The 23561-nt window shown below is 68.0% G+C and carries 26 protein-coding genes; 18 read left to right on the forward strand and 8 right to left on the reverse strand.

Annotated features, from left to right (window positions below):
• Positions 1-51: 51 nt before the first annotated feature.
• The 5 genes from ACLJRM_RS13510 (at position 52) to ACLJRM_RS13530 (ending at position 5081) form a co-directional block, all read left to right on the forward strand.
• On the forward strand, positions 52-561 hold the full coding sequence (locus tag ACLJRM_RS13510) for a general stress protein (protein ID WP_101612493.1): 510 nt from the start codon (positions 52-54) through the stop codon (positions 559-561).
• Positions 562-787: 226 nt separating this feature from the next.
• Positions 788-2110 carry an ABC transporter substrate-binding protein gene (locus tag ACLJRM_RS13515; RefSeq protein ID WP_101612494.1) on the forward strand — a complete coding sequence of 441 codons (1323 nt, stop codon included), beginning with the start codon at positions 788-790 and terminating at the stop codon, positions 2108-2110.
• Entirely contained in the window at positions 2107-3057 is a 951-nt protein-coding gene (locus ACLJRM_RS13520) for a carbohydrate ABC transporter permease (protein ID WP_410663125.1), read from the forward strand. Before ACLJRM_RS13515 ends, ACLJRM_RS13520 begins: the two co-directional genes overlap by 4 nt.
• Complete coding sequence (locus ACLJRM_RS13525; protein ID WP_101612496.1) at positions 3057-3899, forward strand: carbohydrate ABC transporter permease; 843 nt, start codon at positions 3057-3059, stop codon at positions 3897-3899. Before ACLJRM_RS13520 ends, ACLJRM_RS13525 begins: the two co-directional genes overlap by 1 nt.
• Positions 3900-3902: 3 nt before the next feature.
• Positions 3903-5081, forward strand: coding sequence for an ABC transporter ATP-binding protein (locus ACLJRM_RS13530; protein WP_101612497.1), 1179 nt, complete (start codon positions 3903-3905; stop codon positions 5079-5081).
• A gap of 79 nt (positions 5082-5160) precedes the next feature.
• Here ACLJRM_RS13530 and ACLJRM_RS13535 read toward each other — a convergent pair whose 3' ends face one another.
• The gene (locus tag ACLJRM_RS13535) at positions 5161-5361 is read right to left on the reverse strand and encodes a PspC domain-containing protein (RefSeq protein WP_101612498.1); all 201 of its coding nucleotides are present in this window, start codon (positions 5359-5361) and stop codon (positions 5161-5163) included.
• 200 nt (positions 5362-5561) lie between these two features.
• On the opposite strand from ACLJRM_RS13535, the gene ACLJRM_RS13540 reads away from it, so the two are divergent.
• On the forward strand, positions 5562-6488 hold the full coding sequence (locus tag ACLJRM_RS13540; protein WP_101612499.1) for a hypothetical protein: 927 nt from the start codon (positions 5562-5564) through the stop codon (positions 6486-6488).
• A 67-nt stretch (positions 6489-6555) separates the two neighbouring features.
• On the opposite strand, the gene ACLJRM_RS13545 is transcribed toward ACLJRM_RS13540, so the two are convergent.
• Positions 6556-7233, reverse strand: a complete 678-nt coding sequence (locus ACLJRM_RS13545) for a TetR/AcrR family transcriptional regulator (RefSeq protein ID WP_101612500.1) — start codon at positions 7231-7233, stop codon at positions 6556-6558.
• Between the two features lie 121 nt (positions 7234-7354).
• Here ACLJRM_RS13545 and ACLJRM_RS13550 point away from each other — a divergent pair, with 121 nt between their 5' ends.
• Positions 7355-8869: an MFS transporter gene (locus ACLJRM_RS13550; protein WP_101612501.1), complete on the forward strand. Its 1515-nt coding sequence runs from the start codon at positions 7355-7357 to the stop codon at positions 8867-8869.
• Positions 8870-9059: 190 nt separating this feature from the next.
• Here the strand turns inward: ACLJRM_RS13550 and ACLJRM_RS13555 are convergent, their stop codons facing one another.
• The 3 genes from ACLJRM_RS13555 to corA all read right to left on the reverse strand — a co-directional run bounded on the left by ACLJRM_RS13555 (position 9060) and on the right by corA (position 11809).
• The gene (locus ACLJRM_RS13555; RefSeq protein WP_101612502.1) at positions 9060-9899 is read right to left on the reverse strand and encodes a ParB N-terminal domain-containing protein; all 840 of its coding nucleotides are present in this window, start codon (positions 9897-9899) and stop codon (positions 9060-9062) included.
• Complete coding sequence (locus tag ACLJRM_RS13560; protein ID WP_410605424.1) at positions 9896-10543, reverse strand: metallophosphoesterase family protein; 648 nt, start codon at positions 10541-10543, stop codon at positions 9896-9898. Before ACLJRM_RS13560 ends, ACLJRM_RS13555 begins: the two co-directional genes overlap by 4 nt.
• Before the next feature lie 177 nt (positions 10544-10720).
• Positions 10721-11809: a magnesium/cobalt transporter CorA gene (gene corA / locus ACLJRM_RS13565; RefSeq protein ID WP_101612504.1), complete on the reverse strand. Its 1089-nt coding sequence runs from the start codon at positions 11807-11809 to the stop codon at positions 10721-10723.
• A gap of 326 nt (positions 11810-12135) precedes the next feature.
• Here corA and ACLJRM_RS13570 point away from each other — a divergent pair, with 326 nt between their 5' ends.
• Together ACLJRM_RS13570 and ACLJRM_RS13575 are read left to right on the forward strand one after the other, a co-directional pair.
• Positions 12136-12639 carry a MaoC family dehydratase gene (locus ACLJRM_RS13570; RefSeq protein ID WP_076163453.1) on the forward strand — a complete coding sequence of 168 codons (504 nt, stop codon included), beginning with the start codon at positions 12136-12138 and terminating at the stop codon, positions 12637-12639.
• 32 nt (positions 12640-12671) lie between these two features.
• The gene (locus tag ACLJRM_RS13575; protein WP_410663126.1) at positions 12672-13775 is read left to right on the forward strand and encodes a DUF2332 domain-containing protein; all 1104 of its coding nucleotides are present in this window, start codon (positions 12672-12674) and stop codon (positions 13773-13775) included.
• A gap of 104 nt (positions 13776-13879) precedes the next feature.
• Here the strand turns inward: ACLJRM_RS13575 and ACLJRM_RS13580 are convergent, their stop codons facing one another.
• Positions 13880-14308 (reverse strand): NUDIX hydrolase, encoded by a 429-nt coding sequence (locus tag ACLJRM_RS13580; RefSeq protein WP_410663127.1) that lies wholly within the window; start codon positions 14306-14308, stop codon positions 13880-13882.
• A gap of 186 nt (positions 14309-14494) precedes the next feature.
• Here ACLJRM_RS13580 and ACLJRM_RS13585 point away from each other — a divergent pair, with 186 nt between their 5' ends.
• The 7 genes from ACLJRM_RS13585 to ACLJRM_RS13615 all read left to right on the forward strand — a co-directional run bounded on the left by ACLJRM_RS13585 (position 14495) and on the right by ACLJRM_RS13615 (position 18928).
• The gene (locus ACLJRM_RS13585; RefSeq protein ID WP_005167589.1) at positions 14495-14656 is read left to right on the forward strand and encodes a hypothetical protein; all 162 of its coding nucleotides are present in this window, start codon (positions 14495-14497) and stop codon (positions 14654-14656) included.
• A gap of 23 nt (positions 14657-14679) precedes the next feature.
• On the forward strand, positions 14680-15240 hold the full coding sequence (locus ACLJRM_RS13590; RefSeq protein ID WP_101612506.1) for a PH domain-containing protein: 561 nt from the start codon (positions 14680-14682) through the stop codon (positions 15238-15240).
• Between the two features lie 51 nt (positions 15241-15291).
• The gene (locus tag ACLJRM_RS13595; protein ID WP_101612507.1) at positions 15292-16155 is read left to right on the forward strand and encodes a PHP domain-containing protein; all 864 of its coding nucleotides are present in this window, start codon (positions 15292-15294) and stop codon (positions 16153-16155) included.
• Positions 16152-16781 (forward strand): MarC family protein, encoded by a 630-nt coding sequence (locus ACLJRM_RS13600; protein WP_101612508.1) that lies wholly within the window; start codon positions 16152-16154, stop codon positions 16779-16781. The genes ACLJRM_RS13595 and ACLJRM_RS13600 overlap by 4 nt, the downstream gene beginning before the upstream one ends.
• 153 nt (positions 16782-16934) lie before the next feature.
• Positions 16935-17795, forward strand: coding sequence for a RecB family exonuclease (locus tag ACLJRM_RS13605; RefSeq protein WP_101612509.1), 861 nt, complete (start codon positions 16935-16937; stop codon positions 17793-17795).
• A gap of 35 nt (positions 17796-17830) precedes the next feature.
• Positions 17831-18175 carry a hypothetical protein gene (locus ACLJRM_RS13610; protein ID WP_410663128.1) on the forward strand — a complete coding sequence of 115 codons (345 nt, stop codon included), beginning with the start codon at positions 17831-17833 and terminating at the stop codon, positions 18173-18175.
• 120 nt (positions 18176-18295) lie between these two features.
• Complete coding sequence (locus tag ACLJRM_RS13615; protein WP_101612511.1) at positions 18296-18928, forward strand: hypothetical protein; 633 nt, start codon at positions 18296-18298, stop codon at positions 18926-18928.
• Between the two features lie 43 nt (positions 18929-18971).
• Here the strand turns inward: ACLJRM_RS13615 and ACLJRM_RS13620 are convergent, their stop codons facing one another.
• Positions 18972-20366, reverse strand: a complete 1395-nt coding sequence (locus ACLJRM_RS13620) for a hypothetical protein (protein WP_410663129.1) — start codon at positions 20364-20366, stop codon at positions 18972-18974.
• A gap of 36 nt (positions 20367-20402) precedes the next feature.
• The gene (locus ACLJRM_RS13625) at positions 20403-22001 is read right to left on the reverse strand and encodes a DEAD/DEAH box helicase (RefSeq protein ID WP_101613746.1); all 1599 of its coding nucleotides are present in this window, start codon (positions 21999-22001) and stop codon (positions 20403-20405) included.
• A 504-nt stretch (positions 22002-22505) separates the two neighbouring features.
• Between ACLJRM_RS13625 and ACLJRM_RS13630 the strand changes: the two genes are divergently transcribed.
• Together ACLJRM_RS13630 and ACLJRM_RS13635 are read left to right on the forward strand one after the other, a co-directional pair.
• Complete coding sequence (locus ACLJRM_RS13630; RefSeq protein ID WP_034313407.1) at positions 22506-23159, forward strand: ferritin-like fold-containing protein; 654 nt, start codon at positions 22506-22508, stop codon at positions 23157-23159.
• A gap of 58 nt (positions 23160-23217) precedes the next feature.
• Complete coding sequence (locus ACLJRM_RS13635) at positions 23218-23448, forward strand: DUF3107 domain-containing protein (RefSeq protein WP_005167610.1); 231 nt, start codon at positions 23218-23220, stop codon at positions 23446-23448.
• The last annotated feature ends 113 nt before the right edge of the window (positions 23449-23561 follow it).

Raw genomic sequence — 23561 nt, forward strand, 5'->3', positions numbered from 1 at the left:
CCTTTCGCCCGTCCTTGAGAAGATGGACCAGGACGGGCGAGAGGTGATTACGTGAGTGCTCCCTTTGGCGGAGGCGGCCGGGCCGCGGGTGGGTTGCCCAGGCTGCCGACACCGCCTTCAGGCTGGCCGATCGGCTCCTACGCGACGTACGGCGAAGCGCAGCACGCCGTCGATTTTCTCGCGGAGAAGGAATTCGGGGTCACCGACGTGACGATCGTCGGTGTCGACCTGATGCTCGTCGAGCGTGTTCTCGGCAGGCTGAGCTGGGGCCGGGTGCTGGGCACCGGCGCGGTGTCGGGCGCGTGGTTCGGCCTGATCATCGGCCTGCTGCTGGGCATGTTCAACAACCAGGGTTTCGCCTGGCAGCCGGTGATCGGCGGGCTCCTGCTCGGGATTCTGGCGTGGACGGTCTTCGCGGCCATCAGCTACAGCATGTCCCGCCGCGACTTCTCGTCGGCGAGCCAACTGGTCGCCAACCGCTACGACGTTCTCTGTCAGCCGCGTTCGGCCGAACAGGGCCGGGAGCTCCTCGCTCAGCTCGCGCTGCGACCGCATCGGTGACATTCGGCGGTACTGGTTCACCTGTTCGTCGTGCGATCCGCTGAATCGTTACCGATACTGCTTGCGGGCGTAGATCGCCCGGAATAGGTTGCACAACACCAGTCGGGCGGTCACGTACTCCAGCGGGGTCCGCCCGAGCACTAGCACGTCGGGGTGCTGGCGCGCGGCTTCTTCAACGCGTCCTAGTGCCGCCGAATCCCCGGCCGTGCGCGGGTGAGGAGGCCTCATGGGGAAGAGGATGAGCGCGAGCCGGAGGGGCCGCTCACCAGGCCGCACCGGCTCGCTACTCGGCGCGACAGCGCTGACGGTCGGCCTGCTGGCGGGCTGTGGGTCGGATGCCGGACTCAAGATCAACGTCTACTACGCGCCCGAAGACAACTTCCAGTCCGTTGTGGACGAATGCACCAAGGCCTCGAACGGGCGGTACGAGGTCGTCTACAACAAGCTCCCGCGCCCGGCCGACGGCCAGCGGGAACAGATGGTCCGCCGGCTGGCCGCCGGCGACGATTCACTCGACGTACTGGGGTTGGACGTCACGTGGGTCTCCGAGTTCGCCGAGGCGGGCTGGGCCGACGAGTGGACGGGCGAAGCGAAGGCCGAGGCGACCGCCGGTGTGCTGCCGGGGCCGCTCGAAACCGCCACGTGGAACGGAAAACTCTACGCGGCGACCAAGAACACCAACGTCCAGCTGCTCTGGTACGACGACAGGCTGACCCCGAATCCGCCGAAGACCTGGGACGAGATGATCCAGCAGGCCCAGGCGCTCAAGGCACAGGGCAAACCGGCGAACGTGGTGTTCACCGGCGCCCAGTACGAAGGCCTCGTGGTCATCTACAACACGCTCGTCGAGTCGGCGGGCGGCAAGATCCTGTCCGACGACGGTAAATCGGTCGTGATGGACGCGGGCGCGATCAAGGCGCTGGAGATGCTCAAGAAGGTCACCACGGCCGGGATCACCGACCCGTCGCTGACCAACTCGAAGGAGGACGAGGTCCGCCAGTCCTTCCAGCGCGGCAACGCCGCCTTCGAACTGAACTGGCCGTTCGTCTACGCCTCCTACGCCAAGGAGAAGAAGAACGAACTGCAGCACTTCAAGTGGACCACCTATCCGCAGCTCGAAGCGGGCAAGCCCGCCAAGACCACGATCGGTGGCTACAACCTGGCGGTCAGCTCGACGTCGAAGCACAAGGCCGAGGCCTACGAGGTCGCGCTGTGCCTGCGCAACGAGAAGAACCAGAAGTTCTCCGCGCTCAAGGACGGTGTCCCGCCGACGCTCGAATCGCTGTACACCGACACGGTCCCGCTCGACGCGACCGCCGGGGTGAGCGACGACAACCCGAGCATGGACACGAAGTACCCGATGCGGGAAACGATCCTGGACGCGCTCAAGGACGCCGCGGTGCGCCCGCTGACGCCCGCGTACCAGAACGCTTCGACGGTGCTGTCGAAGATCCTTTCCCCGCCTTCTGAAATCGATCCGCAGAAGACGGCGGAGAAGCTGAAAGAGCAGCTCGCCGACGCGCTCCAGTCGAAGGGAGTGATCCCGTGACCGTGCAGGAAACCGCCGGTTCGGCGACCAAGAGCGAGCCGGGCAAGAAGGCGAAACCCGTTCTCAGTGAAGGAAAGAAGGCCGAGCGCAGGCTCGGTCTCTGGCTGTGCGCCCCGGCGGCGTTCGTGATGATCGCCGTCACCGGGTATCCGATCGTCTACTCGATCTGGCTTTCGCTGCAGCGCTACGACCTCCGGTTCCCGGCGCAGCAGGAGTTCGTCGGGTTCGACAACTACATCGCGGTGCTGTCCAACGGTTACTGGTGGACGGCGTTCGGGACGACGATGGGGTTGACCATAGTTTCGGTGGTGATCGAGTTCGTGCTGGGCATGGGCCTGGCGCTGATCATGCACCGGACGCTGGTCGGACGGGGCCTCGTGCGGACGGTCGCCCTGATCCCGTACGGCATCGTGACGGTGGTCGCGGCGTTCTCCTGGTATTACGCCTGGACACCGGACACGGGCTATCTGGCGAATCTGTTCTTCCCCGATACCGCGCCGCTGACCGAGTACTGGCCCTCGCTGGCGATCATCGTGCTGGCCGAGGTCTGGAAGACGACGCCGTTCATGGCACTGCTGCTGATGGCGGGGCTGGCGCTGGTGCCGGACGACCTGCTCAAGGCCGCGTCGATGGACGGCGCGACCGCGTGGCAGCGGTTCACCAAGGTGATGCTGCCGGTGATGAAACCCGCGATCCTGGTGGCGCTGCTGTTCCGCACCCTGGACGCGTTCCGCATCTTCGACAACATCTTCGTGCTCACCAACGGCGCGCAGGACACGTCGTCGGTGTCGATGCAGACCTACAACAACCTGGTCAAGGGGTTGAACCTCGGGATCGGGTCGACGATGGCGGTGCTGATCTTCATCACGGTGGCGATCATCGCGTTCATCTTCATCAAGGTGTTCGGCACGGCCGCACCTGGTAGTGACAACGGGGGTAAGCGCTGATGGTGATGGGTGGAGCGGTCACTCCCGGCCGCAAACTCAAGTGGGGCGTGGTGGATCTCCTCGTCCTGGTGTTCGCGCTGTTCCCGGTGCTGTGGGTGGTGTCCCTTTCGTTCAAGACCAAGGAAACCCTGGACGACGGGTCCTTCATCCCGAAGGAATGGACCTGGCAGAACTACGCGGACATCTTCGAGACCACGGAGTTCATCCGGGCACTGGTGAACTCGATCGGGATCGCGATCATCGCGACGGTGATCGCGGTCGTCCTCGGCACGATGGCGGCGTACGCGATCGCGCGGCTCGACTTCCCCGGCAAGCAGTTGCTGGTCGGGATGTCGCTGCTGATCGCGATGTTCCCGCAGGTGTCGCTGGTGACGCCGCTGTTCAACATCGAACGTGAGCTGGGGTTGTTCGACACCTGGCCGGGGCTGATCCTGCCCTACATCACGTTCGCGCTGCCGCTGTCGATCTACACGCTTTCCGCGTTCTTCCGCGAAATCCCGTGGGAGCTGGAAAAAGCGGCGAAGATGGACGGCGCGACCCCGGCGCAGGCGTTCCGGAAGGTGATCGCGCCCCTGGCGGCACCGGGGGTGTTCACCACCGCGATCCTGGTGTTCATCTTCTGCTGGAACGACTTCCTGTTCGCGATCTCGCTGACCTCGACCGAGTCCTCGCGGACGGTCCCGGCGGCGCTGTCGTTCTTCACCGGGTCCTCGCAGTTCGAAGACCCCACCGGGACGATCTCCGCGGCCGCCGTGGTGATCACCGTCCCGATCATCCTGTTCGTGTTGTTCTTCCAGCGTCGCATCGTGGCGGGGCTGACGTCCGGTGCGGTGAAGGGCTGACCCATGGCTGAAATCGTTCTCGAAAAAGTCTCCAAGAAGTACCCCGACGGCGCCCTCGCAGTGTCCGAAGTGGACATGACCATCGCCGACGGCGAGTTCATCATCCTGGTCGGCCCGTCCGGCTGCGGCAAGTCCACGACGCTGAACATGGTCGCCGGTCTGGAGGACATCTCCTCCGGCGAACTGCGCATCGACGGCAAGCGCGTCAACGAAAAGGCGCCGAAGGACCGTGACATCGCGATGGTGTTCCAGTCCTACGCCCTGTATCCGCACATGAGCGTGCGGGAGAACATGGCGTTCCCGTTGCGGCTGGCCAAGGTCGACGACAAGACCGTGCGCGCGAAGGTCGAAGAGGCGGCGAAGATCCTCGACCTGACAGGGCACCTCGACCGCAAACCGGCGAACCTCTCCGGCGGGCAGCGCCAGCGGGTCGCGATGGGGCGTGCGATCGTCCGCAACCCCAAGGCGTTCCTGATGGACGAGCCACTGTCCAACCTGGACGCGAAGCTCCGCGGCCAGATGCGGACCTCGGTGTCGAAGATCCAGAAGCAGCTGGGCACGACGACGCTGTACGTCACGCACGACCAGACCGAGGCGATGACCCTCGGCGACCGGGTCGTCGTGCTCCGGGCGGGCTACGTGCAGCAGATCGGGTCGCCGCAGTTCCTCTACGACAACCCGGCGAACCTGTTCGTGGCCGGGTTCATCGGCAGCCCGTCGATGAACTTCGTGCCCGCGACGCTGGAGAACGGCACCGCCCGCAGTGCGCTGGGCGACATCCCGCTCACCGACCGGGTGCGGCAGCTCGTCGAGGCCGCCGACGCGCCGCGTGAGGTCATCGTCGGCATCAGGCCGGAGCACTTCGAGGACGCCGCACTGGTGGACGCGTCCGCCCGTCAGGGCGCGACGTTCACCGCCCACGTGGACGTCCTCGAGTCGATGGGTTCCGAGAAGTTCGCGCACTTCTCGGTCGAGGGTGAGGCCGCGTCGTCGTCCGACCTCGCGGATCTGGCCGCCGACAGCGGATCCTCGGACGTTCCCGGCTCCGAGTCGCAGATCGTGGCCCGGCTGTCCGCGGCGTCCTCGGCCGCGGAGAACAGAGACGTGGAACTCTGGTTCGACGCCGACAAGATCAAGCTGTTCGACGGGGCCAGCGGCAAGAACCTGACCTACACCGCCTAGTCCATCCATGCCCCCGCCGCCGCCCTCAACGGAGGAGCTGCGCTCCCGGGGCTTGACCAAGGCTCGTCCTGCCCGGGGCTCAGTACTCGCTCTCGGGCAGGGCGAGCCACATCACGAGGTAGACGATGAACTGCGGGCCCGGCAGCAGGCAGGAGAGCACGGCGAGCAGGCGGACCTTGCCCGGCGTGGTGCCGAACCGTTTGGCGAGACCGGCGCAGACGCCGCCGATCATGCGGCCCTGGCGCGGGCGGGTCAGGCGGGTGGCTACGGAGTTGCTCACGGGTTCGTCCCTCTCGGTCGTCGCGGTGTGTGAAACCCATTTTCGTCGCGCGACGCCGCTCCCGCATCCCACCGCGGAACGAAACAGACCCCTAAGGGCGTGAAATCGCCGTGAGGTGACCACCTGCGAAAACCTGGCTGACCCTGTGTTCTTCGCCCGTAAGGGGTGGTGTTCCGGGCTGTTTTGACGATACTGCTCCGGTGCGCCCGAAGAGTCTGATCGCAGTTCTCGGTGGCCTGTTCCTCGCCGCGGCCTGTGCCGCGCCGGAACCGGCGGTGACGCCGTCACCGACCACGGCCCGCGACGAGGCCCTGACCGCCGCCGAGGCGCTCGGGGACTACTCGTCCCTCGATTACTGCAGCCTGGTCGACCAGAAAAAGGTGATCGGTGGCGGAAACGCCGTCAAACCACCGCTGACCTCCTTCGAGTTCTGCCGTCTCGAATTCGTCGAGGGCGCCAACCGCTACACCGTGACCACCGGCCCGATCACTTCCGGGCAGGATCCGAACAACCAGCCCTACGACTACGCCGGCCTGTTGCCGGAAGGCGTCAGCGTCCAGCAGTCGACGTTCAACGAGGACACCACCTGTACGCGGCTGCTGACCTTCGCCGACGGGATCCGGCTGTCCGTCGCCGTCACCTCCGACAACACCGCCCCGGCCAACCAGGCCGACCGCTGCCGGATCGCCGACGCGACGATCGGCAGCGCGTCGGGAGCGATCACCGCGCGGAAGGTCGGACGGCTGAACCTCGACCAGCGCTCGTGGGGCCGCGTCGCCCCCTGCGCGACGCTCGACCAGCACGAACTCGACGCCGTCGCGGGACCGGAGACCAAACCCGCCCCGGCGCTGTCCGGGCACAGCTGCATCCGCGGCAAGGTCAGCTTCTCGCTGTCGGTGGGGGCGGACACCACGCCGGGCGCGACGGAGGCGCTGGGCGGACGGCAGGCCCAGGTCGTCACGTCGGGCGCGTTCTGCCAGGTGACCACGCACCGGCCGATCCCGGGGACCCCGGAGCGGGTCGAGCAGGCGATGCTCTCGGTGGTCGGCGTCGACGGGGCGGAGGGGGACGCCACGTGCGCCGCGGCGCGGGAAGCCGCGGTCGTGATGTTCCCGAAGCTCCCCTGACCGCGTTTCGTCCTCTAGTTGCGGTCCTTGCACGCGCAACTACCGCGACTAGAGGACTAAACGCGGGTCAACGCAGCTTCGGCAGCCTGAAGGAGCACATCACTTCGTCCAGCGCCTCGAAGTCCAGCGGCGGATGCGGCAGCGGGGTGGCGCGGCCGGGTTCGGCGCGCAGGCCGTCCAGGAGCAGCGCGAGGCAGCGGCGCCACAGGTCCGGCTGGATACCGTGCGTGAACTCGATGACCGAACCGACCATCTGGTGCAGCAGCGGCATGTCCGTCGGCACGATGTCGGCGCGGAGGACACCCGCCGTCTGAGCACGCTCGACGAGCTGTGTGATCAACGGCACCATGCGTGCTTTCGCCTCGGCGACGCGCTCCTGGCCGAAGACGTTCGACAGCATGACTTCGCGTAACCCGCGGTCACCGGCGTGCAGTTCGGCCGCGCGCCAGGTGAAGTCGGTGAAGCCCTTCCAGGGATCTTCGGCCCGAAGCGCCTCTTCGGCGAACTGGCGGATCGTCTCGAACTGGTCGACGAACATGGCCTCGACCAGGTGTTCCTTACTCGGGAAGCGGCGATAGACGGTGCCGACGCCGACTCCCGCGTGATGCGCGACGTCATCGAGCGTCGCTTCGAGCCCGCGCTCGCCGAAGACATCGCGTGCCGCCGCGATGATGCGCTGCCGATTGAGTTCGGCGTCGCGCCGCAGCGGCCGCGCCGGTGCGGCGGGAGCGAGGTCCCGTGCCATCTGTCCAGCTTAACAAACGAAGTAGAGGACGCTTCTCCGCTTTTCGGGTACCTTGGCGACGAAAGGGGAGATACCTACTCCACATAGCTTCTCCGTCACTATCGGTGAGGAAACCGCCCGTATGCCTGAGTCATCCACCGCTGTCGTCACGCCGCCGGGGGCCGGCGCCACGCAGCACACCAACCCGCACCACGCCAGGAGATGGCTCATCCTGGTGATGATCGGTCTCGCCCAGCTGATGGTGGTGCTCGACGCCACCGTCGTGAACATCGCGCTCCCGTCGGCGCAGCAGGACCTCAACTTCTCGAACGACGCCCGCCAGTGGGTCGTCACCGCGTACGCGCTCGCGTTCGGCAGCCTGCTCTTGCTGGGCGGGCGGCTCGCCGACCTCTTCGGCCGCAAACGCGCTTTCCTGGTCGGGCTCGCCGGCTTCGCCATCGTTTCGGCGATCGGCGGCGCCGCCGGCAGCATCGAAATGCTGCTCGTCGCCCGCGCCGCACAGGGTGTCTTCGGCGCCCTTCTCGCTCCGGCGGCCCTTTCGCTGCTGACCACGACCTTCACCGACCCGAAGGAACGCGGTAAGGCCTTCGGTGTCTTCGGCGCGATCGGTGGTGGCGGCGCGGCGATCGGCCTGCTGCTCGGCGGCGTGCTGACCGAGTACCTCGACTGGCGCTGGTCGATGTACGTCAACATCGTCTTCGCGGTGGTCGCGTTCGCCGGTTCGTTCGTGCTGCTGAAGAACTCCGAGACCGAAGGCCCGCGCCCGAAGCTCGACATCCCGGGCACCATCACCGCCTCAGCAGGGCTTTTCGCCCTGGTCTACGGCTTCGCGAACGCCGAGCGCGACTCGTGGTCCTCGATCTCGGTCTGGGGTTTCCTCGCCGCCGGTGTCGTGCTGCTGGCCGCTTTCGTGGTGATCCAGCAGCGGGCCGAACACCCGCTCCTGCCGCTGCGCGTGCTGCTCGACCGCGACCGCGGCGGCTCGTACCTCGCGATGTTCCTGCTCGCCATCGGGATGTTCTCGATCTTCCTGTTCCTCACCTTCTACATCCAGCTGAACCTCGGGTTCACGCCGGTGCAGAGCGGGGTCGCGTTCCTGCCGATGGTGGCCACCCTGATGGCCAGCGCGACGTCGGCGACAGCCGTGCTGCTGCCGAAGTTCGGCGCGAAACCGTTGGTGTCACTGGGAATGCTGACCGCCGGGGCCGGACTGTTCTGGCTCTCGGCCATCGACACCACCAGCACCTACGCCAGCGGCGTGCTCTTCCCGCTGATGATCATGGGCGTCGGCATCGGCCTCGCCATGGCGCCTGCGATGAGCGTCGCGACCTTCGGGGTCGACACGCACGACGCCGGTGTCGCGTCCGCGGCGGTCAACACCGCTCAGCAGGTCGGCGGCTCGATCGGGACCGCGCTGCTGAGCACGCTGGCCGGTAACGCGGCGACGTCCTTCTTGGTCGGCAAGACGCCTACGCCGCAACTCGCGGCCGAAGCGGCCGTGCACAGTTACACGACCGCTTTCGTTTGGGGCGGGTGGATCTTCGTGATCGGTGCGGTGATCTGCGGGCTGCTGCTGCGATCCGGCGCTCCGGCGAAGGTGACCGCCTCGGACGCTCCGGTGGCTGTGCACATGTAGGTCCCCGTGCGCGTGGGGGGATGCTATGAAAGGCCCGTTACTTGCAAAATTTGCAAGTAACGGGCCTTTCATAGCACGGGGCGGTGAGTGCCCCCGGTCGCCGTCCGCAGGGAGGGCGAGATGCAATGAAAGGGGACTTTCATCGCAAAATTTGCATTGAAAGTCCCCTTCATTGCACGCGCGGAGCGCGTCAGCGGGACTGCGACCGCACCGCTTCGAAGACCTCGTCGTCCCACCGGTGCGTCCGGATCAGCCGGTACCGTTCGCAAGCGACCCACAGATAAGCCTCGGCGTCCGTGCGCGAGCCGATCAGATCCGCTTGCCTCAGCATCGCCACCACCGGGACGAATTCCTCGTCGAACCACCGTTGCGCCAGCGTCGCGCGGTCGGAGTAGCGGCCTTCGTCCTGCATCAGCCGGAAACCCCACGCCTCCACGTGCTCACCGAGCCGCGCGTAGTCCCACGGATCCGTGAACACCACCGAAGCCCGCGACTGCCCGGAAAGCGGGACGCGCTCCAGGAACAGCCGCCGGTAGTCCTTGACGATCAGGTCGCCGCGGTACCGGATCCCGCTCGGGTCCAGTTTGGTCCGCACCTCGGTGACCATCGCCTCTATTGTGGACAGTCCCATCGCGTGCGCCACCGAAACGCGGTGGTGCCCGTCGATGATGAAATGCAGTTCCCCGACGCGGTACACCTCGATCGGCGGAATCGACTCGCCGCGCCTGGTCGCGAGCGCCAGCCGTTCCCAGCGTTCGCGGACGCGGCCGGAGGTCGGGCGGAAGCGGCGGTCGAAGTCGCGGCCGCGGTCGACGCTGCCGACGATCGAATCGAGCCGGATCACCCGTGCCCCGATCCTCCGCTCGCCGAGATAGCCGAGCGCGTCGACGACTTCGTGGAACGGCAGCATGATGTTGACGTCGTCGGGCTCGCCGCGCAGCCAGTTCGCCAGCCGGGACAGCACCTGACGCCGTCGCGCGCGGAGGAAGTCGTGTTCCGCGTCAGCCCTGGGAAATCCGGTGTCCTTCATAGGAACTCCATGATCCGGTGCCCGACCACGTTCCGTACCGTGGTCCCGCCGACCACCCGGTCCGGCACGGGTTCACCGTGCGGGTGGATGTGCCCGTGCAGCAACCATTTCGGCCGCAACAACTCGATCGTGCGATGGAGACAGTCGAAACCGCGGTGCGGCGGGTCCTCGCGGTCGCCGCAGTGCCGCGGCGGCGCGTGGGTGAGCAGGACGTCGACGTCCCGCCCGTCCCGCCAGCGGCGGAACCGCGCCCGGCGCACCAGCCGACGGGCCCGCCGCGCCTGCTGGCGTTGCGTCCACTGGTTCGGGCCGTCGTTGTAGCGGACCGAGCCGCCGAGCCCGGCGAACCGGAGCCCGCCGATGTCGACGATCCGGCCGTCCGCGTTCACCCCGCCCGCCGGGCCCGGCCACACCGCGGGAAAGCCGTCCTTCATGGACAGCCCGCCGTAGCGGGTGTAGCCGGACAGGTCGGGATCGTGGTTGCCCGGGACGAAGACGCACGGCACGTCGAGCGCGCTCGCCAGGAACTCGAGGTAGTCGTACGGCAGGTCGCCGGCACCGATTACGAGGTCGGCCCGGTGATGGTGGACAGCGGAGGTCCACAATCGCTCCTCGACCTCGTCCGCGACGACCAGCGCCTTCATGCGCTCCAGCGTAATGCCGGAGGCGCTACTTGGGGCCGTGCGCGAACGCGGGGTCCTTGGCGATGATCGCGATCACGATGCCCAGCCAGACGACGCAGAAGGCGAGGGCCCAGAACTTGAGGTTGGTCAGGATCCTTGGCATGAGGGAACTCCAGAACTACCGAAAGGGAAGAGCGGTCAGAGCCAGCGGTTCTTCCGGAATATTCGGTAGAGCAGGATGCAGACGCCGAAGATGACCGTCATCGCCAGCGGGTAGCCGAAGCGCCAGTGCAGCTCCGGCATGTAGTCGAAGTTCATCCCGTAGATACCGGCCAGCGCCGTCGGGACCGCGATGATCGCCGCCCACGCGGTGATCTTGCGCATGTCGGTGTTCTGCTGGAGCGTGATCTTCGCCAGTGTCGCGTCGACCAGGGTGGTCAGCAGCTCGTCGAAGTTCGCGACCCGCTCCGCGACCGTGGTGAGGTGGTCGGAGACGTCGCGGAAGTAGGAGCGGACCTCGTCCGGGATCAGCCGCGTGTAGCCCTCGGCCAGGCGCTGCAGCGGGGTCCCGAGGGGCATGACCGCACGGCGCAGTTCCAGCACCTCGCGCTTCATGAAGTAGATCTGCTCGGCGCTCACCTTGGAGCGCGGCGCGAAGACGTGCGTCTCCATCTCGTCGATGTCCGACTCGATCGCGGTGGTGACGTCGAGGTAGTGGTCGACGACGTGGTCCGCGATCGCGTGCAGGACCGCGGACGGCCCGAGGTCGAGCCGCTCCGGGTCCTGATCGAGTTCGCGGCGCAGCCTGGCCAGGCCCGAGTGGTTCCCGTGCCGCACGGTGATCACGAAATCGCGGCCGAGGAACGCCATAAGCTCGCCGGTTTCGACGATCTCGTTCGCCGTCGCGGGCGACTCGTGCTCGACGTAGCGGACCGTCTTCAACACCATGAACAGCGTGTCGTCGTAGCGCTCGAGCTTGGGCCGCTGGTGCGCCTCGAGCGCGTCCTCGACGGCCAGCTCGTGCAGGCCGAAGGTCTCCGCGATGCCCTGGATCTGGACCGCGTCGGGCTCGTGCAGGCCGATCCAGACGAAGCCGGCGTGCCGTTTGCGGACCTCTTTGATGGCCTCGGAGTGCGACCAGCGACCGGGCAGGCGCTTGCCCTCCACGTACACCGCGCAGTCGACGACGTACGCCGAAAGGGGGACGGGCAGCGGGCGCTCGGGGGCGCCTTTGGCTCGGCCGTTGCTCCGGCCGCGAAGGCCGCCGAGCGAGGGAATGGCAGGCATGGGATCTCCTGGGCAGACGTCGTGCGTTGATGCGCGAAGACGACGGGCCAAGCGGTCGGGGGGCCGCTCGGCGAGGCCAGCGTTCCCGGTTTCGTCAGCCCTGCCAGGTGGGGATCCGGCGAGACGTGAAGGCGGAAACGCTGCGACTACTAGGAAGCGGACTATCGCCACTGGACATCGGGTTCCTCACCTCCTTCGGCTCGGCGGACGGTTACGCAGTGGTGTGGGTCGCGTTGACGACCCGACACCAATGGTCGAGGGTACTCCTCAACACGAAAGCCTGTCGTTCCAGGTTCACGCCGCGTTACTTCGTGCAGGAGGAATGGGTGCAGTTCGGTCGCTATTACGAAGAGTTCGAGGTCGGCGCGGTCTACAAGCACTGGCCGGGCAAAACGGTCACCGAGTACGACGACCACCTGTTCTGCCTCATCACCATGAATCACCATCCGCTGCACCTCGACGCGCACTACGCCGGGGAGACCACCGACTTCGGCAAGAACGTCGTGGTCGGCAACTACGTCTACTCGCTGTTGCTGGGGATGTCGGTGCCGGACGTGTCCGGCAAGGCGATCGCGAACCTCGAGGTCGAGTCGCTGAAACACGTGAAGCCGACCTTCCACGGTGACACCATCTACGGCGAGACCGAGGTCCTGGACAAGACGCCGTCGAAGTCGAAGGACGATCGCGGTGTCGTCTACGTCGAGACCCGCGGTTACAAGCAGGACGGCACGATCGTGTGTGTGTTCCGTCGCAAGGTGATGGTGCCGAAGCGGTCCTACGGTGACGCCAGGGGCGGCGAGCAGCCCGGCCGTCCCGTGCCGCACGAATAACGGCTGTCAGGAACCGGAGAGGGAGCGCGTCGATGCCCATCGGGCTGGATGAGATCAAGAGCCGCCTGCGGAAGTTCGCGACGGTCGAGGCGGCCGGTGTTTCGCCGCTGTACGAGCACCTGGCGTCGAAGGCGTCCGAGGACGACGACGTCGCCGGGCTGCTGACCGACGCCCGCGGCGGTGAAGCGCGCGGCACGCTGCTCCTGGCGACCGCGCACCGGCTCATCCAGGCCGACCCGATCCACCCGCTCTCGCGGTACTACCCGTCCGTCGGCGGTTTCGACGGCGTGGACTCGGAGACGTGGCCGCTGTTCCGCTCGTTCCTGCTGGAGCGGGCGGACAAGGCGCGCTCGATCATCTCCTCGCGGTACACCCAGACCAACGAGGTCCGCCGGGCCGCGCTGCTCTACCCCGCGGTGACGACGGCGGCGAAGGAGGCGGGCGGCAAGATCGCGCTGCTCGAGGTCGGCTGCAGCGCGGGCCTGCTCCTCGGCCTGGACAAGTACGCCTACCGCTACCAGTGCGCCGGCGGCGAACAGCTCACCGCCGGGCCCGCGAAGGCCGCCGTCGGCCTGCACTGCGCGCTGGACCTCGCACCCGGCGCCGTCACGCCGAAGGTGCCGAAGAAGCTGACGGTCACCGCCCGCGCCGGCCTCGACCGCGCCCCGGTGGACCTGACCGACGAGGACGAACTGGCCTGGCTCGAAGCCTGCGTCTGGGCCGACCAGCCGGACCGGATCCGGCTCCTGCGCACGGCCGCGGCCGCGCAGGGCAAGCAGCGACCGGACCTGATCACCGGTGACGCCGTCGACGACCTCGCCTCGGCGGCCGCCACGCTGCCCGCCGACGTCCCGCTCGTCGTGCTGACCAGTCACGTGCTGGCGTACCTGGGGGAGCGGCGGGCGGACTTCCTGGAGGCGCTGAAGAACCTCGCCGGGGATCGGCCGCTGTGGTGGGTCAGCGAGGGGTTCTACACCGCCACGCTGGAGCCCTTGGTGCCCGGCCGGGCCGATCTGGCGGAACCCGCGGGCCTGGCCGTACTCGGGCTCGTCCGCTGGGAAGGCGGTGTTCCGGACGTCCGCGCGCTGGCCAGGACCGCGCCGCACGGACAACGGATGACCTGGCTCCCGGTTTAACTCTTCTGCCCGGCTGCATGTCGATAAAGCATCGACAAGGACATTTTTCACCTCATGTGACTGCTTTGTTCACGGGTCATTCGCCGAATCGGACACGGCACTTGTCACGCGGGTGAGGCATTCGCGGTGGGCAGGACACCCCAGTCGCGGAGAGTGACGAACAGGAGTTCGGCCAATCGGCCGCCTTTGTCGAGTTCGATCAAGGTTTCGGCGTCGATCCACCGGGCGTCGTCGGCGTCGTCCCCGGCACGGAGAGTGCCGCCGGTGATCGAGCAGGCGTAGTCGTGGATGTCGAACGGGCCGCGGCGGGCGTTGCCGACGTATGTGCCCGGCATCACGTCCAGTCCGGTCTCTTCGCGCATCTCGCGTATGACGGCCGCTTCGTCCGTTTCGCCGGGTTCAACACGTCCGCCGGGTACCGACCACAGTCCACGTCCGGGTTCATTCGCGCGCCGGATCAGCAGAATCCGCCCGAGTTCGTCATGGGCGATGCCGCCGACACAGCGGACGGTGCTGTTCGAAACGGTGTTCATTCCCGAATGGTAGACACGGGCTTCCTGACAATGGCTGTCCTGTACACGGAGAGTAGCCGTACGGTACACTTCCCCTCGCCGACTGACCCAAGCGCGGGACTTCCCTCCCGCGCCGGTGGAAGGTGCGGTACAAAATGAATAGCCAGTATCCGCAGTCAGTCACCGTAAGAGACAGGATTGATCGCTGTGAACGCGAAAAAGCTACTCACTTTCGCAGGAATCGCGTTGGTGCTGTTCTTCGTGATCGCGCAGCCAGGTCAGGCCGCGGGCCTCGTGGGAAACATCATCGGGTTCCTGCGTGACTCGGCTGAATCGGTGATCACTTTCGTCAGCAACGTCTTCAGCTAGCGGACGGCGGATACTCTATCGGTATGTTCGCCCCACGCGATCCAGACGAGTATCTCCTCGACACCGAGCGACGGGTCATCAGGATTCGCCGTCACTGGGCGGTGCTGCTGTGGGACACCTTCGAGGCGGTGGCCTTGCTGGCCATCTGCGTCCTGGTGTCCTACCTGCTGCCGCCTGCCGCGTGGGTGATCCAGAACATCCTCTGGTACGCCGCGTTGCTCGTCATCCTGCGCTTCGCGTACGTGGTGATGGAGTGGTGGGTCGAGAGGCTGGTCGTCACGGACAAGCGCTTCGTGATGACCACCGGCGTCTACACCACCAAGGTGCTGATGATGCCGATCACCAAGGTCACCGACCTCACGTACGAGCGTTCGGCGACCGGCCGGATCTTCGGCTACGGGACGATGGTGGTCGAGTCGGCCGGTCAGATCCAGGCGCTGAACCGGATCGACTACCTGCCCAAGCCGGAAGAGTTCTACGACACGATCTCCGAGCTCGTGTTCGGCGACAAGCAGAAGCAGGCCGAGCGCTTTTCGATGATCAAGGCGCAGCGTGCGGCGCGCGGCAAGAAGAAGGTCGGTTAGCGCAGGTCCCGGGGTCGCTGTGACCTGGCGCATCCTCGATACTCATCCCTGATGCGCATCGACCTGCACGCCCACTCCACCGCCTCCGACGGCACCGACAGCCCTGCCGGGCTGGTCGCCGCCGCCGCGAAGGCGGGCCTCGACGTAGTCGCGATCACCGATCACGACACCACGGCCGGCTGGGCCCCGGCCGCCGAGGCACTCCCGCCGGGGTTGTCCCTGGTGCCCGGCGCCGAGTTGTCCACGATCTCCGTCGATCCGGTGACCGGGCGGCACGTCAGCGTCCACCTGCTCGCCTACCTCTTCGACCCGGAGTCGCCGGCGCTCGTCGCCGAGCAGACCCGGCTGAGGTCGGAGCGGCGGTGGCGGCTGCGCGTGATGGCCGAGCGGATGGCCGCCGACGGCCTGCCGGTCGATCCCGACGAGATCATGTCGCTGCTGCCCGAGGACGGTTCGGCCGGACGGCCGCATCTCGCGCAGGCCTTGGTGCGCGCAGGCGTCGTCTCGTCGGTGAACGAGGCCTTCGGGAGCTATCTCGGCAACGGCAGCGGGTACTTCGTGGCGCGGCAGGACACGCTCGTGGAGGACGCGATCGACATGATCGCGGACGCGGGCGGGGTCACCGTCATCGCGCATCCCTTCGCCTACACGCGCGGCGCGACCATCACCGTCGACGTGCTCGCCGGGCTGGCCGCTCACGGGCTCACCGGCGTCGAGGTCGACCACCCGAACCACGACGAGGAGACCCGCGTCCGGCTGCACGGGCTCGCGGGGGAGCTGGGGCTCGTGCGCACCGGGTCGAGCGACTACCACGGCACGAACAAGACCATCGATCTCGGAGACGAGACCACCGACCCGCTCGCGCTCGAAGAACTCGTCGCGCGGTCGACCGGCTACCAGGTCGTGACCCGGTGACGATCACGGACTTCTTCGACGCGCGCCTGTTCATGAGCGCGACGATCACGCTGATCGTCATCATGGACCCGCCCGGCACGGTGCCGGTGTTCCTGAGCCTGACCGGCCGCAAGCCGGTGGCGTTCCGCGCCAAGGCCGCGCGGCAGGCGGTGCTCGTCTCGCTGCTGGTGATCTCCCTGTTCGCCGTCGCGGGGCAGGCGATCCTGTCGTACCTCGGCATCGGGATCCCGGCGCTGCAGGGCGCGGGCGGGCTGTTGCTGCTGCTCATCGCGTTGCAGTTGCTGACCGGGAAGACCGGCGGCGAGGCCGAGGCGGCGGGCGACGACGTCAACGTCGCGCTCGTGCCGCTCGGGACGCCGCTGCTCGCCGGTCCCGGCGCGATCGCCGCGACCATCGTCTTCGTGCGGCAGGCCGATGGGCACGTCGGCGCGTACGTGGCTCTCGCGCTTTCGATCGTGACGGTGCACTTCGTGCTGTACCTGTGCATGCGGTACTCGGGCGTGGTCATCCGGCTGATCAAGGAAAGCGGGATCACGCTGCTGGCGAAGATCGCCGGTCTGCTGCTGGCCGCCATCGCGGTCGAGCTGGTGGCGAACTCGGTGAAGGGCTTCATCGCCGGGAACTGACCGGGCGGGCGGGGCGTGGCGTGGCGGGGGCTGAAGGGGCCTTTCCCCTCATGTCATGCGGCGAAAGCTCCCTTCACCGCGTCGGATGCGGGTATGGGCCCCTTCAGCAAAAGTGTCGGTGGGGGTGCGTAGCGTTGCGGGCGGGGTGATCCGATGGAGCAGATTGGTTTCGACTTCGGCGTCGAGGCGCCGCGCAAGCTGACGAAGGTCTCGCCCGCGCGCCTTGCGACGTTCGAAGACTGCCCGCGCCGTTACCGCATGTCGTACATCGACCGCCCGCCCCCGACACGCACCGGGGCGTGGGCGCACAGCACGCTCGGCGCGGTGGTGCACAACGCTTTGCGGGCGTTGTTCGACCTGCCGGTGATCAAACGCGTACCGCAGCGGGCGATGGCGCTCGTCGCCGAGCACTGGAAGGACGCCGGGTTCGAAGACTCCGACCAGGCCGCCCGGTACCGCGCGCGAGCCAAGGGATGGGTCGCGGAGTACGTCGAGCACAACGACGTCAGCGTCGATCCGGTCGGGCTGGAGCGCTGGGTTTCGGCGCCCGTCACGCTCGAGCCGGGCAGCGGCCCCAGCCTCATCATCGAGGGCCGCGCCGACCGCATCGACCAGCGTGGCCGCGAACTGGTGATCATCGACTACAAGACCGGCCGCCGAGAGCCGGACGAGTACGAGGCGCGGTCTTCGCAGGCCTTGGCGCTGTACGCGGTCGCGGCGGCCAGGACGCTGCGTACGCCGTGCTATCAGGTCGAGCTGCACCACGTGCCCACCGGCACCATCGCGGCCGCCGAACACACCGAGCAGAGCCTCAAACGGCATCTCCAGCGCGCCGACGAGACCGCCGGGGACCTGCGGCTGGCAACGGATACCCTGAAGGCCGGCGGCGACGAGGACGTGTTGTTCCCGGCTCGCCCCGGTCGCCGTTGCTCATGGTGCGACTTCCGGCCCAGCTGTACGGCGGGCCAAGAAGCCGGTCCCGCGTCTCAGCCGTGGGAGCTGCTGGCGCCCTAGATTCTTCAGACCCGACGGATTGGACAGGCGAGGACGTGTCGTCACCGGACACCGAAGAGCTCGCGACCACACCGGCGCCACTGGGCACGGACGAGCCCGCGACGCCCGGACGCGGCCGGTTCTGGCGCGGGCTGACCGGTTCGCTCGCCGCCGGGATGGTCGTGCTCGCGGTGCTGGTCCTCGCGATCGCCGGGATCTGCCTGTTCACCGGTGCCCCGGGGCCGGGGCCGCTGATGCTGATCGGGCATCCGGTCGCGGCGGTGGTCGCGCTGCTGGCGCAACGGGTCGCCGATGGACGCACTGGCCGCGTCGCAGGCTTTGCGGGTCTCGGGGTCGTCGTGAGCGTGACAGCGGCTTTGAGCCTGTTCTGGTGGAACTAGCCGGGACGGCAGCAAACTGCCATCCGCCCGGAAAAGGGCTTCGGTACGGCGAAACTTGGAACTCACTGGGCGCGTCGTAGAGGAACATCCGCCGCGCAGCGAGGACGAAGGGCACCGTTGATGACTTACCCACCCCAGCCAGGACAGCCCCAGCAAGGCCCTGGTGGGCAGCAGTACCCAGAGCAGCAGCAGTACCCAGGGCAGCAGTACCAGCAGGGCGGTTACGACCAGAGCGGCGCGTACCCCCAGCAGCAGTACCCGGGCCAGCAGCCGTACGGCCAGAACCAGCAGTACGGGCAGGGCTTCGGTGGGCCGCCCGCGCCGCCGAACACCAGCAAGACCGGCCTGCTGGTGGGCATCGCCGCCGGTGTCGTCGTGCTGATCACGCTGGGGATCACCGGGTTCGTCGCTCCCGGGTTCTTCCTCGGCGACGACAAGGCCGACAAGGCGTCCGGCCCCGAAGGGACCGCGCAGGCGATCGTCGACGGCATCAACGCCCACGATCAGGCCGCGTTGACGGCGCTCAAGTGCGGGAACGCGGAAAAGGACATCGACCAGATCATCGAACGGGTCGGCGACGCGTCGAACGCCACGCTCGGCGCGGTCACCAAGGTCTCCGAAACCAAGTACACGGTGGCGGTCACGGTGAGCATCGCGGGGCGGCCGGGCACCGCCACCGGCACGCTCGCCGGTGAGGGCGGCACCTGGTGCTGGAAAGAGGTCAGCCGGCTGCGCACCCGGCCCACCACGTGACGACGGCGGGCGATAGCAAGGGACCTTTGCTATCGCCTGGCGGTCACTTGAGGGCGGCCAGGATGGGGCCGCGCTGCTCCAGCAGCACCGGACCGACCGAAGAGAGCTGCACCGGCCCGTTGTAGCCGCGCCGGTCGACGCCGACGGTGCGGATCGTGGTGCCGGTCAGCTCGTCGAGGACGGCGAGCCCGCCCTGGATCGGCACGACCAGCTGTTCCCCGAAGGTGATGCCGGGGCCGACGGAGCTGTTCAGCGTCCAGCGCGGCGTGAGGTCGTCCCGCGAGAACGCCATGGTCTTCGAGCCGGTGAACCAGTAGACGCCCTGCGCGGTCCACGCGGTCGGCATGATGCCGCCCACCGGATCCTGCGCGATGTCCGCGGCGGGCACGTCGAGCGGGTACGCCGACTTCTGCACGCCGTCGCCGCCGTAGATGACCAGCAGCTTCTGTTCCGGCAGCACGATCAGCGCGAGGTCGCCGGACATCGCGACCAGCTTCGCGTTCTTCCCGGCGAGCACGGTGCTGTAGTCGACCTTCGGGTCATCGGCCTCGTCGTTGCTCGCGCGGTAGATGGTGAAGCGGTCGGCCGGGTCGCCGGGGCAGCGTTCGATCACGCTGATCTTGCCCGCCGCGGCCGCCACCGTGCCGTAGGTGCAGCCCGTCCTCGGCTGCTTGTTCGCGTTCACGATGGCGGGGACCTGGCCGTACTCCATGCTCTTGACCAGGTCGTCGCGCCAGGTGTTGAGCAGCTTCTTGCCGGTCGTGGTGACGTGCGAGCCGTCGACGACCAGCCGGGTGCCGAGTTCGGCGTCGCCGTTGCGCTGCGCGGTGCGGCGGCCGGTCCCCGCGTCGAGCTGGGTGACCTCGCTGCAGCCGGTGTCCTTGCGGTACACCGCGTCCACCTTGATCCCGGCGAGCGCGACGGTGCACAGTTCGAGATCGCGGGAATAGCGCCACCGGACGTCGCCGGTGTACGGGTCCCGGCCGAGTACTTCGCCCTTGTCGGCGGTGACGACGCTGTTCGCCTCGCCGATCGGGACGGGCGTGGACGAGCTCGGCGCCTGCCACAGTTCGGTCAGCGAGCCGGGTACCTCCGCCGGCGCGGGCGGGAGCCCGGGCGGCAGGGTGGCGGCGACCTGCGCGACCGTCGCCGCGTTGTCGCTGGTCACGCCGATGACGACGCCGGTGACCGCGACGACCACCACGATCCCCGCGGCGAACACGCGATCCCGCGTGCGGTTCCACGGCGAGCGCCGGGCGCGTTTCCCGGCCAGCGGCGGCTCGGTGGCCTCCGGCTGGGCGGGTTCGGCGTCCAGCACGTCCTCGCTGCCGATCACGGCCGAGGTCTCCGGCTCACCGCCGTTGGACGTCTGTTCGGGATCGACGGGCACGGGCCGCGCCGGATCGTTCTCCGGCGCGGCGTCCCAGCGTTCGCTCACGTGCCCCTAGCTCCCCACGTCCGCGGTCTGAAATCCTCAGTCTGCCGACGCAGGTGTATCAGAAGTCGCCGAGGGACGGCGACGGCGGCGTCGGCGAGCCGGACGCTCGGCGCTGTCGCCGGCTTCCTTCTCGACGGCCGGACCGCTGACCTCCGGGCTCGGCTTCGCGGCGCCACGGCTGCGGCGGCGCGAGCGGGTGCGGCCCTCCGACGAGGTCTCGCCCTCGGTGCCTTCCGCGGAAGGCGCGGCGGCGGCGTCCGCCGCCTCGATCTTGGCGGCCGCGTCGGCTCCGCCGCGGGTCCGCTTGCGCGGCGTGCGGTTGCGCTTGCGGGGCGCCTCTTCGTCCTTGTCCTTCGCCGGCCCCTGGCCACGACCCCGGCGCTTGCCGCCCAGGTCTTCCTCGACCTCGGCCGAAAGCCCGGCGCGGGTCCGCTTCGACAGCGGGAGACGCCCGGTGGTGCCCTCGGGGATGCCGAGGTCGGAGAACAGGTGCTTCGACGACGAGTACGTCTCGGCGGGCTCGGGCATGTCGAGCCCGAGGAGGTCCGAGATCATCTTCCAGCGCGGCTCCTCGTCCCAGTCGACGAGGGTGATCGCGACACCGGTGCGCCCGGCGCGGCCGGTGCGGCCGATCCGGTGGACGTAGGTCTTCTCGTCCTCCGGCGTCTGGTAGTTGATCACGTGCGTGACGTCGTCGATGTCGATACCGCGGGCGGCGACATCGGTGGCGACGAGCACGTCGACCTTGCCCGCCCGGAACGCACGCAACGCCTGCTCGCGGGCACCCTGGCCCAGGTCACCGTGCACGGCGGCGGCCGCGAAGCCACGCTCGACGAGCTCGTCGGCGACCTTCTGCGCGGTGCGCTTGGTGCGGGTGAAGATCATCGTCAGGCCGCGGCCCTCGGCCTGCAGCGCGCGGGCGATCAGCTCGGGCTTGTCCATCGAGTGCGCCCGGTAGACGAACTGGGTGGTGCGCTCGTGGATCGCGCCGGCGTCGTTCTCCTCGGCGCGGATGTGCGTCGGCTGGGTCAGGAACGTGCGGGCCAGCGTGATGATCGGGCCCGGCATGGTCGCCGAGAACAGCATCGTCTGGCGCTTGTCCGGGACCATCCGCAGGATGCGCTCGATGTCGGGCAGGAAGCCGAGGTCGAGCATCTCGTCGGCCTCGTCCAGCACCAGGCCGCGGACCTTGCCCAGCACCAGGTGCTTCTGCTCGGCCAGGTCCAGCAGGCGGCCGGGGGTGCCGATGACGACGTCGACGCCGCTGCGCAGCGCCGCGATCTGCGGCTCGTACGGGCGGCCGCCGTAGATGGCCAGGGTGCGGATGCCGAGGTGCTTGCCCGCGCCCTTGAGGTCGTTCGCGACCTGGATGCACAGCTCACGGGTCGGCACGACGACCAGCACCTGCGGGGTGCCGTCGCCGGGGACCTCGACACGGTGCAGCAGCGGGACGCCGAAGCCCAGCGTCTTGCCCATACCCGTACGGGCCTGGCCGATCAGGTCGTCGCCGGCCATGGCCAGCGGCAGCGTCAGCGCCTGGATGGCGAAGGTGCGCTCGATCCCGGCCTCGCCGAGGGCCTTCACGATCTCCGGCTTGACGCCGAAGGAAGCGAAGGTGGGGGATTCGGGTTCCACCGGTGCGCCAGCCTGCAGCGGGTGCGACACGTCGAGGGCGGCCGGGCCGGTCTCGCTGTGCTCCAGCGCGACGGCCTCGGGGACGCTCGTGGTGTTCTCTTCGGTGGTGATTTCGTTCGTGGTCAGGGTGCTCGCCTCTCTCGTGACCAGCGCGCACTGCCCTGGTCACCGATCGACACTCGACCACGAAAATTCGCTCGGCTCCGCGCTACTGGCGCTGAAGCGGCCCTTCGTGGGAATGCCGCAGGATGGCGTGCACGCACATCATTCTTTGTGCTGACCGGTGCCGCGCCGACTGTCCTTCAGCCGCAGCAGCGTTCCGGTCCGGACGGAAGATCCGTCGTTTCCGGCCGCCAGTGTACCTGGTCTGCGCTTTTCGGATAGCCCCCATCGCGTCAGGAGGTGGGACAGGTCTCTTTCCGGCCGAGGTCGTAGCCGTGCCGACATGCGTGGGATCGGTCTCTTCGCGACGTCGGAGGTGTGTTCGGGGATACCCTCATCGCCGTGACGGAGGCAAAGCAGATCAGTGAAGGCGTAGTCGATTTGCTCGGCGTACTCGCCTATGGGGAATTGTCCGCATTCGATCGTATGGCGGAGGACGCGCGCACCGCGCCGACACTGTCCGGCCGGGCCGCGCTGGCGTCCATGGCCGCCGCCGAGATCGGGCACTACGACCTGCTCACCAAGCATCTCGCGGGGCACGGCGTCGCGATCGAGGACGCGATGCGGCCGTTCGTCGGGCACATCGACGCGTGGCATGCCTCCACGGCGCCGCGCTCCTGGCTCGAGTCCCTGGTGAAGGCCTACGTCGGCGACGGCCTCGCGGCGGATCTCTACCGCGAGATGGCCAGCTGGCTCGACCCCGAGACCAAGGATCTGGTGCTCACCGTGCTCGCCGACACGGGGCATTCCGCGTTCGCCGAGCGCGAAGTCGCGGCCGGGATCGAGGCCGACCCGAAGGCACGCGACAAGCTCGCGCTGTGGGGCCGCCGCCTGCTGGGCGAGGCGTTGACGCAGGCCCAGTACGTGGTCGCCGAGCGGGACGGGCTCGCCGAGCTGATCGTCGAGGGGTCGGGCGACCTCTCGGGAATCGCCGCGCTGTTCCGCCGGTTGCAGCAGGGGCACACCAAGCGCATGCAGGTACTGGGGCTCGGCTGACGCCGGGTCGGCTAGCCTGGTCGGACAAGTAATTTCGAACTTCAAGCGGAGGTCCCACGTGGAGGTCAAGATCGGCATCAAGGACACGCCGCGAGAGCTCGTGGTGTCCAGCAGCCAGTCACCCGACGAGGTCGAGGAACTGGTCGCGAACGCCTTGAGGGCCGGCGACGGGATCTTCCGCCTCGACGACGAAAAGGGCCGTAAGTACATCGTGCCCACCGACCGGATCGCCTACGTCGAGATCGCGCCGTCGGATGTTCGCAAGGTCGGCTTCGCTGTTGGTGGTTAACCCGATCGGGTTGTAGTCGGATGTCACAGTGGCGTCACCGCTGCGTCTCAGCCAGCTCTCAGATTTGATCGTCACGCTATGGCGGGGACGGCAGGGGGCTAGCCGAGAAATGA

The organism is Amycolatopsis sp. lyj-84 (assembly GCF_046549075.1).
GTDB lineage: Bacteria > Actinomycetota > Actinomycetes > Mycobacteriales > Pseudonocardiaceae > Amycolatopsis.